16 protein-coding genes are annotated in these 15284 nt (G+C 67.6%); 14 read left to right on the forward strand and 2 right to left on the reverse strand.

What is annotated here, in order from left to right; all coding sequences use genetic code 11:
- The first annotated feature begins 73 nt into the window (after window positions 1–73).
- The 5 genes from AC5JDC_RS06695 to AC5JDC_RS06715 all read left to right on the forward strand — a co-directional run bounded on the left by AC5JDC_RS06695 (window position 74) and on the right by AC5JDC_RS06715 (window position 3424).
- Window positions 74–1222, forward strand: a complete 1149-nt coding sequence (locus AC5JDC_RS06695; RefSeq protein ID WP_495840252.1) for an aminodeoxychorismate synthase component I — start codon at window positions 74–76, stop codon at window positions 1220–1222.
- The gene (locus tag AC5JDC_RS06700; protein ID WP_495840254.1) at window positions 1171–1851 is read left to right on the forward strand and encodes an aminotransferase class IV family protein; all 681 of its coding nucleotides are present in this window, start codon (window positions 1171–1173) and stop codon (window positions 1849–1851) included. The genes AC5JDC_RS06695 and AC5JDC_RS06700 overlap by 52 nt, the downstream gene beginning before the upstream one ends.
- A gap of 75 nt (window positions 1852–1926) precedes the next feature.
- Window positions 1927–2217, forward strand: coding sequence for a ribbon-helix-helix domain-containing protein (locus tag AC5JDC_RS06705; RefSeq protein WP_106771447.1), 291 nt, complete (start codon window positions 1927–1929; stop codon window positions 2215–2217).
- Window positions 2214–2504 (forward strand): type II toxin-antitoxin system RelE/ParE family toxin, encoded by a 291-nt coding sequence (locus AC5JDC_RS06710; protein WP_495840257.1) that lies wholly within the window; start codon window positions 2214–2216, stop codon window positions 2502–2504. The genes AC5JDC_RS06705 and AC5JDC_RS06710 overlap by 4 nt, the downstream gene beginning before the upstream one ends.
- A complete protein-coding gene (locus AC5JDC_RS06715; protein WP_495840259.1) occupies window positions 2501–3424 on the forward strand; it encodes a heme-dependent oxidative N-demethylase family protein in 924 nt (307 codons plus the stop codon). Before AC5JDC_RS06710 ends, AC5JDC_RS06715 begins: the two co-directional genes overlap by 4 nt.
- Window positions 3425–3433: 9 nt before the next feature.
- Here AC5JDC_RS06715 and AC5JDC_RS06720 read toward each other — a convergent pair whose 3' ends face one another.
- Entirely contained in the window at window positions 3434–4015 is a 582-nt protein-coding gene (locus tag AC5JDC_RS06720) for a TetR/AcrR family transcriptional regulator (protein WP_495840261.1), read from the reverse strand.
- A 78-nt stretch (window positions 4016–4093) separates the two neighbouring features.
- Here AC5JDC_RS06720 and AC5JDC_RS06725 point away from each other — a divergent pair, with 78 nt between their 5' ends.
- The 9 genes from AC5JDC_RS06725 (at window position 4094) to AC5JDC_RS06765 (ending at window position 14209) form a co-directional block, all read left to right on the forward strand.
- On the forward strand, window positions 4094–5062 hold the full coding sequence (locus AC5JDC_RS06725; RefSeq protein WP_495840263.1) for an alpha/beta hydrolase family protein: 969 nt from the start codon (window positions 4094–4096) through the stop codon (window positions 5060–5062).
- A 134-nt stretch (window positions 5063–5196) separates the two neighbouring features.
- Complete coding sequence (locus AC5JDC_RS06730; protein WP_495840265.1) at window positions 5197–6642, forward strand: homospermidine synthase; 1446 nt, start codon at window positions 5197–5199, stop codon at window positions 6640–6642.
- Between the two features lie 192 nt (window positions 6643–6834).
- A complete protein-coding gene (gene omp10, locus AC5JDC_RS06735; protein WP_106771453.1) occupies window positions 6835–7218 on the forward strand; it encodes an outer membrane lipoprotein Omp10 in 384 nt (127 codons plus the stop codon).
- A 34-nt stretch (window positions 7219–7252) separates the two neighbouring features.
- Window positions 7253–7927: a zinc metallopeptidase gene (locus AC5JDC_RS06740; protein WP_495840267.1), complete on the forward strand. Its 675-nt coding sequence runs from the start codon at window positions 7253–7255 to the stop codon at window positions 7925–7927.
- A gap of 23 nt (window positions 7928–7950) precedes the next feature.
- A complete protein-coding gene (locus AC5JDC_RS06745; protein ID WP_495840269.1) occupies window positions 7951–9207 on the forward strand; it encodes a phenylacetate--CoA ligase family protein in 1257 nt (418 codons plus the stop codon).
- Window positions 9208–9351: 144 nt separating this feature from the next.
- Entirely contained in the window at window positions 9352–11466 is a 2115-nt protein-coding gene (locus AC5JDC_RS06750) for a 5'-nucleotidase C-terminal domain-containing protein (protein ID WP_495840271.1), read from the forward strand.
- A 139-nt stretch (window positions 11467–11605) separates the two neighbouring features.
- Window positions 11606–12652: a ferrochelatase gene (gene hemH / locus AC5JDC_RS06755; RefSeq protein WP_495840273.1), complete on the forward strand. Its 1047-nt coding sequence runs from the start codon at window positions 11606–11608 to the stop codon at window positions 12650–12652.
- A 132-nt stretch (window positions 12653–12784) separates the two neighbouring features.
- Window positions 12785–13738, forward strand: a complete 954-nt coding sequence (locus AC5JDC_RS06760) for an SPFH domain-containing protein (protein WP_495840275.1) — start codon at window positions 12785–12787, stop codon at window positions 13736–13738.
- 12 nt (window positions 13739–13750) lie between these two features.
- Window positions 13751–14209: an NfeD family protein gene (locus AC5JDC_RS06765; protein WP_495840277.1), complete on the forward strand. Its 459-nt coding sequence runs from the start codon at window positions 13751–13753 to the stop codon at window positions 14207–14209.
- A 64-nt stretch (window positions 14210–14273) separates the two neighbouring features.
- Here the strand turns inward: AC5JDC_RS06765 and AC5JDC_RS06770 are convergent, their stop codons facing one another.
- The gene (locus AC5JDC_RS06770) at window positions 14274–15272 is read right to left on the reverse strand and encodes a KpsF/GutQ family sugar-phosphate isomerase (protein ID WP_495840279.1); all 999 of its coding nucleotides are present in this window, start codon (window positions 15270–15272) and stop codon (window positions 14274–14276) included.
- Between the last annotated feature and the right edge of the window lie 12 nt (window positions 15273–15284).

Raw genomic sequence — 15284 nt, forward strand, 5'->3', positions numbered from 1 at the left:
CGATCTCCCCCCTTGCGGGGGAGATGTCCGGCAGGACAGAGGGGGGTGCGAAGGAGCGCGCCCGGGCATAGAAATGACCACCTCTCCCTTCGCCCTCTTCCGCGACGATCTTGCCGGCCGCGGCGTGCTGTTCGAGCGGCCGCGCGACATCATCTCGGCCGACGATGCGGAGAGCTTCGAAGCCGCACTGGCCAACGCAGAGGCCGCGCGGCGCGGCGGCAAATGGCTGGCCGGCTATTTTTCCTATGAAGCCGGCTATCTGCTGGAGCCGAAGCTTGCGCCCCGCCTGCCCGACGGACGGCGCGTGCCGCTCGTCCTTCTCGGCGTCTTCGACGCGCCTTCCGACGCCCCGGTGCCGGCCGGGGCGCCCCGCCCGACCAACGGGCCGATCTTCGACGCGCGCGCCGCCTGGTCCTTCGACGACTACCGGCGCCGGTTCGAGCGGCTGCACGGCCATCTGCGCGCCGGCGACTGCTACCAGGGCAATCTGACCTTCCCGGTCCGCGCCGAATGGAGCGGCGAGCCGCTCGCCGCCTTCGACGCGCTGACGGCGCGCCAGCCGGTGAAATACGGCGCGCTGGTCGATCTCGGCGGACCGGTGGTGCTGTCGCGCTCGCCGGAGCTGTTCTTCGAGATCGGCCGCGACGGCTGGATCGAGACGCACCCGATGAAGGGCACGGCGCGCCGCGGCGCCAGCGAGGCCGAGGATATTCGGCTGAAGGACTATCTGCGCAACGATCCGAAGAACCAGGCGGAAAACCGCATGATCGTCGACCTCCTGCGCAACGACATCTCGCTGGTGAGCGAGGTCGGCACGCTCGACGTGCCGGAGCTGTTCAAGGTCGAGACCTATCCGACGCTCCACACCATGGTCAGCCATGTGCGCGCAAAACTGCTGCCCGGCCGCACCATCCGCGACGTCTTCGCCGCGCTGTTCCCCTGCGGCTCGATCACCGGCGCGCCGAAAATCCGGGCGATGGAGATCCTGCACGAGCTGGAAGGCACGCCGCGCGACGTCTATTGCGGGGCGATCGGCTGGATCGCGCCGGGCGGGCCGATGCGCTTCTCGGTGGCGATCCGCACCATCACGCTCTTTCCCGGCGGCGAGGCCGTCTACAATGTCGGCGGCGGCGTGGTGTTCGATTCCACGGCCTTGTCGGAGTATCAGGAATGCCTGTTGAAGGCCCGCTTCGCGACGGGAACGGTCCCGGCTTCGGACTGATCGAGACCCTGCGCTGGGAACCGGCGGCCGGATTCGTCCGGCTGGAACGGCATCTGGCGCGGCTCAGCCGCTCGGCGGCCGAACTCGGCTTCGGCTATGAGCCGGCGCGGATCGACCGGGCGCTGGCCGGTGTCGGCGGCGGCGCGCCGCTGCGGGTGCGGCTGCTGCTTTCGCGCGAAGGTGCCGCCGAAGTGACCGCGCAGCCGTTCGTTCCGCGGCCCGAAAACGCCGTCTGGACGCTGCGGATCGCCGCCACGAGGCTGGGTTCCGGCGATCCTCTGCTGCGCCACAAGACGACGCGGCGCGATGTCTTCCAGCGGGCACGCGCCGAGTTTTCCCCGGACGAGGCGGACGAGGTGATCCTGCTCAACGAGAACGGGTTTGCCTGCGAGGGCACGATCACCAACCTTTTCGCCGATTTGGGCGACGGCGGCCCGCTGCGCACATCGCCGCTGTCCTGCGGGCTGCTGCCGGGCGTGTTGCGCGGCGAACTGCTGGATACAGGCGAGGCGCGGGAGGCGGAGCTGACGCCGGCCGACCTGATGCGGGCGAAACGGCTGTTCGTCGGCAATTCGTTGCGCGGGTTGATTGCGGCCCGACTGTCCGAGGATTCCGCGGCCGATTTCTGAACATTACGATTTGACGGCTCGGGCGTGCTGTCTTACACTGTGTTCGCCTGAGTTCACCTGTGTTCGGGAGAAAAAATGGCTGCGAGCGAGACTTTTTCGGTACGCCTGCCCTCCGAGACCAAGAAGGAATTGGAGGAATACGCGCGCGCCACCCAGCGCTCCACTGCCTTCGTCGTCAAGGAGGCGGTCGAGGCGCATCTCGCCGAACGGCGTGCCTATCTCGCGGCGATCGAGGAAGCCGAGCGGGAGGCCGATGAAGGCGTGTTCGTCTCGGGCGAAGCGGTCATCAAGTGGCTGGAATCCTGGGGCACGGAAAACGAGCTGCCGCCACCCGAGCCCGATATATTTCCTGACGGCCGCAAGTGAAGCTCAAAGTCCTTCCGCGAGCGGTCCGGGACTTGGCCGGAATTCACGCTTACATCGGCGCAGACAATGAAGCGGCAGCCGACGCCGTGGCGGCGCGGATCAAGAAATCGCTGGTTCTTATCACCTTGCGGCCGGAGATCGGCCGTCCCATCCCGCAATCCAGGATCCGCGAACATTCCGTGCCCGGCCTGCCCTACGTGATTCCATACCGCGTCCGGGGCGAGACGGTGGAAGTCCTGCGTGTCTTTCACACGAGCCGCGAGCGGCCTTCGAAATGGATCGGATGACCGCGCTCCCCACCCACACCCCCTATGACGGCTCGTCGAAGCCGTTCACCATCGGGCTGAAGCCGCTCGAGCTCGCCGACTGGATCGAGATCGACGCGACCTTCGACCGGCAGCTGCGCGAGAAGCGGCGGCTCTATGCCGAGCGGGAGAGCGATGTGTTCGTCGCCGAGGCCGGCAGCGAGGACGGCCAGAGCGAGGTGCTGGCGCTGCTGCGCGAGCATCTGACGGCGCGTTTCCCCGAACGCTACCGGCAGCACTGCCGCGGCATCGAGATCGCCGGCCATCCCGCCTTGTCGACCGACGCGATCAAGGCGATGCCGCCCTTGCGCGCCGCGTCGCTGCTGGTGCAGGAGGATCTCATCCTCATGCGCAGGGGCGAGGCCGGCTGGCGGCTGGCCGCCGGGGCGCTGTGCTTTCCGTCCTCGTGGTCGCTCAGGGAAAAGTTCGGCAAGCCGCTGCACGAGATCCACGCGCCGGTGCCGGCCTTCGGGCCGGGCACGCGCATGGCCGAGCTGATCGCCCGCATGTTCGACAATCTGCAAGGCCAGGGCGCCCAGCGTTTCAACTGGTCGATCCAGGCGGGCGACGACCTCTATCACCCGCTGTCGAGCGTCGCGCGCATCGACCGCGCCACCAACCGCCCGTCGCGGTTTCCCGACCCCGAAGCCGCGGCCCGCGCCTTCATCCGGGTCGAGCGCCAGACTCTGCGGAAACTGCCGGTATCCGGCGACATCCTCTTCACCATCCGCATCCATCTCGATCCGCTGGCGCTGCTCGCGCGCCATCCCGAGCGCGCGGTGCTGGCAAGATCCTTCGCCGCACAGCTCGACGCGCTCGACGAGGCGCAGCTCGACTACAAGGGGCTGACCGCCGACCGCGACCGGCTGACGGAGCAGTTGCAGATCATCGCCGCCACCTGAAACGCCAGCCTATCGCCGGGCCAGCGCGCCGCTCACCAGCGAGAAGGCGGCGTCCCCGGCTGCGTCCATGTAGGCGGGGTCGCGGTTGAGCAGCACGACCGCGAAGGCGCCGTCGAGCAGGATAACCACCTGGCGGGCGAGCTGCGCGGCGTCATCGAGACCTTCAGCCGCGAACATCGCCGCGAACCAGCTCTCGAAATCCTTCTTGTGGGCGACGCCGATCCGGATCGCCGGATGTCCCGGCATGTTGGCGAGCTCCGCCGAGGTGCGCAGGAAGGCGCAGCCTTTCCAGCTCGGACGGCCCGCCGCGCGCGCCAGGTTGCGGAAGACGGCGCGGGTCTTCTCGGCGGCGCTGCCCTCGGCCTCGGCGTACCAGCGCCGGAAGCGCGCGAGGTTCGGCTGCTCGCGCTGCCGCAGATAGGCGGCGATCAGGTCGTCCTTGCTGGCGAAGTGATAATACAGCGTGCGTTTTGTGACGCCGGCCTTTTCGGCCACCGCGTCGACGCTGACGGCGCGGATGCCCTCTCCGTAGAACAGGTCGGACGCCGCGTTGACGATGCGGTCGCGGGTGGAGGGCTCGGCTGAAGTCATGCGCCTATGTATACCGACTAGTGAGTGTAATCAATCGCGGCGCGGACATAGGCTGGCGGCGACCGAAAGGAGCCTTCCATGCTGCATCGGACCCCCTCCCCCCGACCTGTCGCCATTCCCTGTTGCGACGGCGTGATGCTGGGCGGTCATTTCTGGAAAGCCGCGGGCGGCGAATGCGGCGGCACCGTCATCGTCAACCCGGCGACCGGCGTGCTCGCCCGCTACTACGGCCGTTACGCCGCCTTCCTCGCCGCCCACGGCTTCAACGTCTGGACCTACGACTATCGCGGCATCGGCGAGTCGCGGCCCGCCGACCTGCGCGGCTGCGGCTACCGCTGGCGCGACTGGGGCGAAAAGGATTTCGAAGCCGTGCTTCGCCTCGCCAGGGCGCGGGCCGGCGAAGCGCCGCTGCTCGTCGTCGGCCACAGCATCGGCGGTTTCCTGCCCGGCCTCGCCGAAAGCGCGCCGGCGATCGACCGCATGCTCACGGTCGGCGCGCAATATGCCTACTGGCCGGACTACGCGCCCCGGCACCGGACCCGGCTGTTCCTGAAATGGCATGTCGCGATGCCGCTGATCACGGCGCTCTGCGGCTACTTTCCCGGAAAGCGGCTCGGCTGGCTGGAGGACCTGCCGGCGGGCGTCGCCGACGAGTGGAGCTTTCGCGGCGCCCGCATGGAACGCAGCCATCCGCGCGCCGAGCGGCGGAAAATCCTTCGCCGTTTCGCCGCCGTGACCGCGCCGATCCTGGCGGTGACGGTCTCGGACGACGATTTTGCCACGCCGCGCGCCGTCCGCCGCGCTCTCGACTACTACCGCAATGCCGCCAAATGCGAGGCAATGCTGACGCCGGCCGATCTCGGCATGGATGCGGTCGGCCATTTCGGCCTGTTCCACGACCGCCACGCCTCGGGTTTCTGGCTGGACACGCTGATGTGGCTGCGCGACGGCACCAATCCGTGGCCGGACAAGGGTTTCGAACGGCAGCCGGACATGGGCGACGGCGGCACGCGGCAGGTGCGGCCTTACATCGTCCGCTACTATTGAAGACCGCCCGCCCAGCCCTGGCACGGCCGGAAACGGGAGATTTCGCTTTATTGTGACGCCATTCTATGGGAGCGAGAGGGATCGCCCGCTTTTCGGGCGTCAACCCACGGTTCAAATGGAGGGACCAGCATAAAATGGCGAAAGACAAATGGCCTGTTCACGGTGAGATCACCGGCCCCGTCGTGATGATCGGCTTCGGCTCGATCGGCCGCGGCACCCTGCCCCTCATCGAGCGCCATTTCAAATTCGACAAGTCGCGCATGGTGGTGATCGACCCCAGCGAGGAGAACCGCAAGCTCCTCGACGAGCGCGGCATCGCCTTCGTGAAGGAGGCGGTCACCAAGGACAATTACAAGGACCTGCTGACCCCGCTGCTGACCAGGGGCGGCGGCCAGGGTTTCTGCGTCAACCTGTCGGTCGACACCGGCTCGGTCGAGCTGATGCATCTGTGCCGCAAGCTCGGCGCGCTTTATGTCGACACCGTCATCGAGCCGTGGCTGGGCTTCTATTTCGACGCCAAGGCGAGCAATGCCGACCGCACCAACTATGCCCTGCGTGAGACGCTGCTGGCGGAACGCCGCAAGCACCCGGGCGGCCCCACCGCGGTCTCCACCTGCGGCGCCAATCCCGGCATGGTCTCGTGGTTCGTCAAGCAGGCGCTCGTCGACCTCGCCAGGGATCTGGGCATCGATTTCGACGAGCCCGAGCAGCATGACCGCGAAGGCTGGGCAAAACTGATGAAAAAGGCCGGCGTGAAGGGCATCCACATCGCCGAGCGCGACACCCAGCGCACCAAGAAGCCGAAGCCGATGAACGTGTTCTGGAACACCTGGTCGGTCGAGGGTTTCATCTCGGAAGGCCTGCAGCCCGCCGAACTCGGCTGGGGCAGCCATGAGAAGTGGATGCCCAAGAACGCCAAGGAGCACAAGAAGGGCAGCAAGGCCGCCATCTACATCGAGCAGCCCGGCGCCAACACGCGCGTGCGCACCTGGTGCCCGACGCCCGGCCCGCAATACGGCTTCCTGGTCACCCACAACGAGGCGATTTCGATCTCCGACTTTTTCACCGTGGTCGACAAGAAGGGCGAGGTCTCCTACCGCCCGACCTGTCATTACGCCTATCATCCCTGCAACGACGCCGTGCTGTCGCTGCACGAGATGTTCGGCGCTGCCGGCAAGTCGCAGCCGGTGCACCATGTGCTCGACGAGAACGAGCTGGTCGACGGCTCGGACGAGCTCGGCGTGCTGCTCTACGGTCACAAGAAAAACGCCTACTGGTACGGCTCGCAGCTGACGCTCGAGGAAGCACGCAAGCTGGCGCCATACCAGAACGCCACCGGCCTGCAGGTGAGTTCCGCCGTGCTGGCCGGCATGGTCTGGGCGCTGGAAAACCCGCAAGCCGGCATCGTCGAGGCCGACGAGATGGACTACCACCGCTGCCTCGAAGTGCAGCGGCCCTATCTCGGCCCGGTCAAAGGCTACTATACCGACTGGACGCCACTCGACGACAGACCGGGCCTGTTCCCGGAAGACATCGACACGGCGGACCCCTGGCAGTTCCGCAACATACTGGTCCGCTGACCGGCGCTTTCTGCCGCAACGGCAAAGCCTTGCAATCGCCCGGAAATCGGGCGATTGCTTTTTCGCGCGGACCCCACGGCATGTCGCGGAAGAAGGCCTTCACGCGACATGCCTAGGGTTCTTGATCTGCGCACGTCTTTGCCCCGGAACCGCGGACTCTTTCGGGAGACATGCTTTAGGAGAGGACTTACGATGATCCAAGCACGCAAGCTGCTCAGCGCAACGGCGGTTGCAATCCTGGCGGCCGGCATTTCCGGCTGCGTCAGCGGCGGCCCCTCCGGCCCCAACTCCTCGGCGATGCGCGGCGTCGAGGGCGACTGGGTCAGCACCGACGGAGTGGCGGTATCCCGCTTCTCGGGCGGGGTGTTCACCACCAACGCGCTCGATACCGGCAACAAGCTCGCCGACGGCAGCTACAGGATCAACGGCAACGTGGTCGAGATCACCGTCGTGTCGCTGATCCGCAATACCACCACCAACGTCAACTGCGCCCAGGTGTCGCCGAATCAGCTCAACTGCACCAGCTCGACCGGCCAGAACTTCGTGCTGACCCGCCGCTCCGCCGGCACGGCTTGACGCCATAGGCAAGCCCTGAAAAGGCATCGCGGCGATGGTCTTCCTCTTCGCCGCCATTGCCGCGATCATCCTCCTTCCGCAGCTATGGGTCCGCCTCACCATACAGCGGCATGCCGAAGACCGCCCGGACCTGCAGGGGACCGGCGGCGAGCTTGCCCGCCATCTGCTCGACCGCTTCGGTCTCGAGGACGTGAAGGTCGAGACGACCGATCGGGGCGATCATTACGACCCGGACACGAGGACGGTGCGGCTGCTGGCCCGGCACCATGACGGCCAGTCGCTGTCCGCCGTCGCCATCGCCGCGCACGAGGTCGGCCACGCCATCCAGCACGCCCGCGGCGACCGCTGGCTGGCCCTGCGCCAGCGCCTCGCCGCCTTCGCCATGCGCACCGACAGACTGGCCGTCGTCTTCTTCATCGCCGCCCCCGTGCTCGCCGGCCTCGCCCGCACGCCGGTGGCCTTTTTCGCGGTGGCCGCGATCGGCATCGCGCTGATGGCGATCCGCGTCGTCGTCGATCTCGTCACCCTGCCGGTCGAGTTCGACGCCAGTTTTTCAAAGGCGCTGCCGATCCTGCGGGAGGGCCGCTACGTCGACGACGGCGACATGCCGGCGGTGAAGAGCGTGCTGCGCGCCGCCGCCTTCACCTATCTCGCCGGGGCGCTGATCGCGCTCGTCAACCTTGCGCGGTGGATCAGGGTATTGCGATAACAGGCCGACCGGAGGAAGCGGCCATGACCGATCATTTCGACACGCTGGAGACGCGCACACCGTCGGACCGCGAGGCGGCGCTCTTCGGCGCACTGCCGTCCTTTCTCGACAAAGCGACAAGGGCCGCGCCGGCATTGGCCGCCCGGCTGGCCGGCATCGACCTCTCCACCGTCACCGACCGCGCGGCGCTGGCGAAGCTGCCGGTGCTGCGCAAATCCGAGCTGATGGCGATGCAGGCCGAGACACCGCCCTTCGGCGGTTTCGCCGACCTCGGCGCGCTCGCCGGCAGGCGGGTGTTCCAGTCGCCGGGGCCGCTGTGGGAGCCGGAGGACGACAGCGGCGAGGCGGCCCGCGCAACCGCCCGCGCCTTCTTCGCGGCCGGCGTGCGCGCCGGCGACGTCGTCCACAATGCCTTCAGCCATCACATGACGCCGGGCGGCTTCCTGCTCGACGCCGGCGCCCGCACGCTCGGCTGCACCATCTTCCCGGCCGGTGTCGGCAACACCGACATGCAGGTCGAGGCCGCGGCCGCGCTGAGGCCGTCCGTCTATTGCGGCACGCCCGATTTCCTGAAGACCCTGCTCGACCGCGCCGCCGAGACGGGCAAGGACCTTTCCTCGTTCAAGCGTGCGTTGGTGAGCGGCGGCGCGCTGTTCCCGTCGCTGCGCGCCGAGTATCTGTCGCGTGGCATCGCGGTGATGCAGTGCTACGCGACGGCGGAGTTCGGCGTCATCGCCTACGAGACGGCGGCGCCGGACGGCACGCCCAATCCGGGCATGCTGGTCAACGAGCACGTCGTCGTCGAGATCGTGCGGCCTGGCACCGGAGAGCCCCTGGCCGACGGCGAGGTCGGCGAGGTGGTGGTGACCGGCTTCAATCCCGCCTATCCGCTGGTCCGCCTCGGCACCGGCGACCTGTCGGCGGTGCTTTCCGGCCCCTCGCCCTGCGGCCGCACCAACATGCGCATCCGCGGCTGGATGGGCCGCGCCGACCAGCGCACCAAGGTCAAGGGCATGTTCGTCGATCCGGCACAGGTTGCCGAGGTGGCCCGCCGGTTTCCGGACATCGCCAGGGCACGGCTGGTGGTAAGCCGCGACGGAGCGGCGGACGTCATGACGCTGCAGGTCGAGCCGAAACCGGGGGCGGTTGTCGATGCCGCCGCCATAGGCACCGTGCTGCGCGACGTCACCCGCCTGGGCGGCGGCGTGACGATCGTGGAGCCGGGCGCTCTGCCCAATGACGGCAAGGTGATTGCCGATGAGCGCGACTACGAGAAGTGAGCCTGATGGCAGGCATCTTTCCTGCACCCGATTCCGCTTGCATCGGCCCGGCGCCGATGAAAACATGCGGGGACCGGCCGTGTCAGATAACAGTCAAGACGACGCGCTAGAGGCGCGTGGCATGGCTCACCCGGGGAGAAACAGATGAAGAAGCTTGCCGCCCTTGCCGCCCTGTCGGCATCGACGCTCGGCCTGTCGGCCGGCGTATCCTTTGCCGACTACACGCTCACCATCCTGCATATCAACGACTGGCACAGCCGCATCGAATCGAACAACAAATACGAATCGACCTGCTCGGCCGAGGAGGAAGGCAAGGGCGAGTGCATCGGCGGCGCCGCCCGCCTGGTGACGGCGATCGCCGACCAGCGCGCGCAGCTGAACGGCCAGAACGTGCTGCTGCTCAACGGCGGTGACAATTTCCAGGGATCGCTGTTCTACACCACCTACAAGGGCGCGGTCGAAGCCGAGTTCCTGAACCAGATGAAGTTCGACGCCATGACCGTCGGCAACCACGAATTCGACGACGGCGAGGACGCATTGGCGCCGTTCCTCGACGTGATCAAGTTCCCCGTGCTGTCGGCCAACGTGCAGGCGAGCGCCGCCGCCAAGGTGGGCGACCGGATCAAGCCGTCGGTGGTGCTCGACGTCGGCGGGCAGAAGATCGGCATCGTCGGGGCGGTGACCAACGACACCCCCGAAGTGGCCTCCCCCGGCCCGAACATCACCATCGAGGACGACATCAAGACCATCACCGCCGAGGTCGAGAGGCTGAAGGCCGAGGGCGTCAACAAGATCATCGCGCTCACCCATGTCGGCTATCCCCGCGACAAGGAGCTGATCGCCAAGATCCCGGGGGTCGACGTGGTGGTGGGCGGCCACTCGCATTCGCTGCTGTCGAACACCGACGCCAAGGCCGAGGGCCCCTACCCGACGATGATCGACAATCCGGACGGCTACAAGGTGCCGGTGACGCAGGCGGCCTCCTACTCGAAATATCTCGGCAAGTTCCAGGTGGTGTTCGACGACAACGGCGTCGTCAAGGAGGCCAAGGGCGACCCGATCTTCCTCGACAATTCGGTGAAGCCGGACGAGGCGGTGCTGGCCCGCATCGCGGAACTCGGCGCGCCGATCGAGGAGTTGAAGAAGAAGGAGGTTTCGGAGACGACCGGGCCGATCGACGGCAGCCGCGAGAGCTGCCGGGCGCGCGAATGCGAGATGGGCAACCTCGTCGCCGACGCCATACTCGACCGGGTGAAGGACCAGGGCGTGCAGATCGTCTTCCAGAACGGCGGCGGCCTGCGCGCCTCGATCGACGGGGGCGTCGTCACCATGGGCGAGGTGCTCGAGGTGCTGCCCTTCCAGAACACGGTCGCGACCTTCCAGCTTTCCGGCAAGGACGTCGTCGCCTCGCTCGAGGCGGGCCTGAGCGAGATCGAGGAAGGCAAGGGCAAGTTCCCGCAGGTGGCCGGGCTGAAATATTCCTTCGACAAGTCGGTGGCGCCGAATGGCGGCCGCGTGAAGTCGGTCGAGGTGATGGAGAACGGCGCCTGGGTGCCGATCGACGAGGCGAAGGAATACCTGATCGCCACCAACAACTATGTCCGCCAGGGCGGCGACGGCTACAAGCTGTTCGCCGACAACGGCAAGAACGCCTACGACTACGGCCCGAGCCTCGAACTCGTCGTCGCCGACTATCTCGGCGCCAACCGGCCCTACACGCCGAAGCTCGACGGCCGCATCACCGAGTTGGCGCAGGCCGCCGAACCGGCCGCGCCGGCCGAAACGGCCCAGGCTCAACAGCCCGCGCCGGCCGAAACCGCACCTGCCGCTACGGCTCCGGCCGGCGAGGTGAAGATGCCAGAACTCCCGGCCGGCTCCGGCGACATCGCCGCGCAGGCGCCCAAGGTCGACACGCCGGCGCAGCCGGCACCGGCCGCGGAGGGCACGGTGCCCGCGCAGACGACCCAGCCGGCGGCAGCCGAGACCGCTCCGGCGGGAACGGCAGCACCGGCCGAGGCCGCCACGCGAGCCCCGGCCGCGCCGGCGACGACCGAGCCCGCGCCGGCAGGCACCGCGGCGCAGGCGCCCGCCGCGCCGGCGGAGGCCTCGCATGTCGTGGCGGCCGGCGACAACTACTGGGACATCGCCGAAAAGGTCTATGGCGACGGCTTCCAGTGGAAGCGGATCGGCGATGCCAATCCCTACAAGCCGCGCGCTCTGCCGATCGGCGCGACGCTGACCATCCCGCCGGCCAACTGAGGCGGCGCGACGGCTCGAATGGCGGCCGGTCCGATCCGATCGGCCACCATTGGCGATGGGCCGCGCGCATGCGGCCAGACGCTGCATTGAATCCCGCTGGTTTCCGGCTAGGTAACGGCTGTCGCGGAGACCAGCCGAAATGAACGAACCGAAGCCCACCGACCGGAGCGTCACGCCTGAGGCAGGGCCGACGGCGCCACGCTCGAAGATCGGCGTGCTGCTGGTCAATCTCGGCACGCCGGATGGCACCGACTTCGGCTCGATGTGGCGCTATCTCAGGGAGTTCCTGTCCGATCCGCGTGTCATCGAACTGCCGCGCATCATCTGGTATCCGATCCTCTACGGGCTCGTGCTCACGACGCGGCCAAGCAGGTCCGGCGCGAATTACGCAAAGATCTGGAACCGCGAGAAGAACGAATCGCCGCTGCGCACCATCACCCGCGCCCAGGGCGAGAAGCTGGCGGACATCCTTGCCGGCGAGCCGGAGATCGTCGTCGACTGGGCGATGCGCTACGGCAGCCCGTCGATCAGGAGCGTGGCCGGGCGGCTCGCCGCCCAGGGCTGCGAGCGCATCCTCGCCTTGCCGCTCTATCCGCAATATTCGGCGACGACCACGGCGACCGCCAACGACAAGCTGTTCGCCGCGCTGGCGACCATGCGGCATGCGCCGGCGGTTCGCACCGTACCCCCCTACTATGCCGAGCCGGTCTATATCGACGCGCTGGCCCGCTCGATCGAGTCGCATCTGGCCACGCTGGATTTCCAGCCGGAGGTGGTGCTCGCCTCCTATCACGGCATCCCGAAACCCTATTCCGACAAGGGCGATCCCTACCGGCAGCATTGCGAAGAGACCACCCGGCTGCTCCGCCAGCGCCTGGACTGGAGCGCGGAGAGACTGGTGACCACCTTCCAGTCGCGTTTCGGCGCGCAGGAATGGCTGCAGCCCTACACCGACAAGACTGTGGAGAAGCTGGCGCGCGACAGCGTCAGGTCGATCGCCGTGGTCAATCCCGGCTTTTCGGCCGACTGCATCGAGACGCTGGAGGAGATCGCGGTGGAGGCGCGGGAGATATTCCGCCATGCCGGCGGCCGGAATTTCGCCCACATCCCCTGCCTCAACGACAGTCCGGACGGGATGCGGGTGATCGAGGCGCTGGTGCGCCGCGAACTGTCCGGCTGGCTCTGATCGCAATCGCCCACGCACGAACCTTCATCGGCGCGTCGGCATGCGCGTGATTGTATAGTCCGCGAAACGAAAGTGATTCGCGGGAATTCTGCGGACCACCGCAGGTCTGTCACGCAGCGCGAGGGGGAATGCATGACGTTCACCGGCTTCGACATCGTCATCCCGGCCCTGGTCATCCTGGTCTTGCTTGTCCTGTTCATGGGCATCAAGACGGTGAGCCAAGGCTACAACTACACCGTCGAGCGCTTCGGCCGCTATACCAGGACGCTGACGCCCGGCCTCAACCTGATCATCCCGTTCATCGACCGCATCGGCGCCAGGTTGAACGTCATGGAGCAGGTGCTCGACGTGCCGACCCAGGAGGTCATCACCCGCGACAACGCCACTGTGGCGGTGGACGCCGTCGCCTTCTACCAGGTGCTCAACGCCGCGCAGGCCGCCTATCAGGTCTCCAATCTGCAGAATGCCATCCTGAACCTGACCATGACCAACATCCGCTCGGTCATGGGCTCGATGGACCTCGACGAGCTGCTGTCGAACCGCGACCAGATCAACGAGCGGCTGCTGCGCATCGTCGACGAGGCGGCGCATGTTTGGGGCATCAAGGTCACGCGCGTCGAGATCAAGGACATCAACCCGCCGGCCAACCTGGTCGATTCCATGGCCCGGCAGATGATGGCCGAGCGCAACAAGCGCGCCCAGATCCTCGAGGCCGAGGGCCTGAAGCAGGCACAGGTGCTGGAGGCCGAGGGCCGCAAGGAAGCCGCCTTCCGCGACGCCGAGGCGCGCGAGCGCGCGGCCGAGGCCGAGGCCCGCGCCACCCAGGTCGTGTCGGAGGCGATCGCCAAGGGCGACGTCCAGGCGATCAACTATTTCGTCGCGCAGAAATACACGGACGCATTGGCCAAGATCGCGTCGGCCGGCAACAGCAAGATCGTGCTGATGCCGCTCGAGGCCTCCTCGCTGATCGGCACGCTGGGCGGCATCGGCGCGATCACGCGCGATGTCTTCGGCGCCGACGGGCCGGCTGCGGCGCCGCGTTCACCGGCGCGGCCACCGGTGACCAGGACGCCGGAGCAGAGCTGACGGAGTTTTCCGATGATCGAGTGGCTCATCACCGAGCTCGGCCCCTGGAACTGGATGGTGCTCGGCCTGCTGCTGCTGGCGATCGAGATCGTCACGCCCGGTTTCTACCTGCTGTGGATCGGCCTCGCCGCGCTCGTCGTCGGCGCGATCTCGCTGGTGCTGGGCGACGCCGCCTTCTGGCACTGGCAGGTGCAGGTGCTGGTCTTCCTGGCGCTGTCGCTCGCCGCCGCCTATGCCGGGCGCCGCATCATGGCCGGCCGCGAGGCCGAGAGCGACCAGCCGCTGCTCAACCGCCGCGGCGAACAGCTGGTCGGCCGGACCGCGACGCTGACCGAACCGATCCGCGAGGGTTACGGCCGCATCCAGCTCGGCGACACGCTGTGGCGCGTGAGGGGTCCCGACCTGCCGGCCGGAGCGCGGGTGAAGGTGGTGTCCGTCGACGACCTGGAGCTGGTGGTGGTCGCGGTGTGATCGCCGTTACCCGGCTGCCGCCCGCGACCGTCGCCGGGCGGAGGCGCGAAGCCTCGCCGTCCGCTCAGGCGGCGCCGATCTTCAAGAGGTCGTGCAGGTGGACGAAGCCGACCACCTTGTCGTCCTCGATCACGACCAGCGCCGTGATCGACGCCGTCTGGATGAGCTGCAGCGCGGCGGCGGCGAGCATGTCGGGCCCCACCGTCTTCGGATTGCGCGTCATCACCTGGTCGACGGTCTTCGACGGCAGGTCCTCGCCGATGCGGCGCCGCAGGTCGCCGTCGGTGATGATGCCCGCAAGGCCTCCCGCCGGGTCGACGATGACCGCGCAGCCGAAGCGCTTGCTGGACATGGCGACGATCGCGTCCATCATGCTGGTGCCGGCCGCGACCATGGGAATTTCGGTTCCCTGGTGCATGACGTCGCGGATCTTCGTCAGGCTGGCGCCGAGCTGCCCGCCGGGATGGAAGGTACGGAAATGATCCGGCGTGAAGCCGCGCATCTCCAGCAGCGCGATCGCGAGCGCGTCGCCGATCACCAGTTGCTGTAGCGTCGAGGTCGTCGGCGCCAGCCCGTGCGGGCAGGCTTCCGGCATCCTGGGCAGCAGGATCACCGCGTCGGAGGCGCGCGCCAGCGCCGAATTGGCACCCGACGTCACCGAAATCAGCGGGATGGAGAAGCGGCGGGAGTAGGCGATGATCCCCTTGAGCTCGGCCGTCTCGCCCGACCAGGACATGGCGATGATGGCGTCGTCGCGCGCGATCATGCCGAGATCGCCGTGATTGGCCTCCGCCGGATGGACGAAGAAGGCCGGCGTTCCGGTCGAGGCGAGCGTCGCCGCGATCTTCGAGCCGATATGGCCGCTCTTGCCGACGCCGGTGACGATCACCCGGCCGTTGATGCCGGAAATGATGTCGACCGCTTCGGCGAAGGGCTGCGACAGGCCATTCTGCAGGGCTTCCGCCAGCGCGTTCACGCCGGCCTGCTCCATCGCGACGGTCCTGAGCGCCGAGGCGATGGCAGATGAATGGTCCGACTGCTTCTTAAGTGTCCCCAAAGGCATGGTTGATGCGCT

It is taken from the genome of Kumtagia sp. (assembly GCF_059502445.1).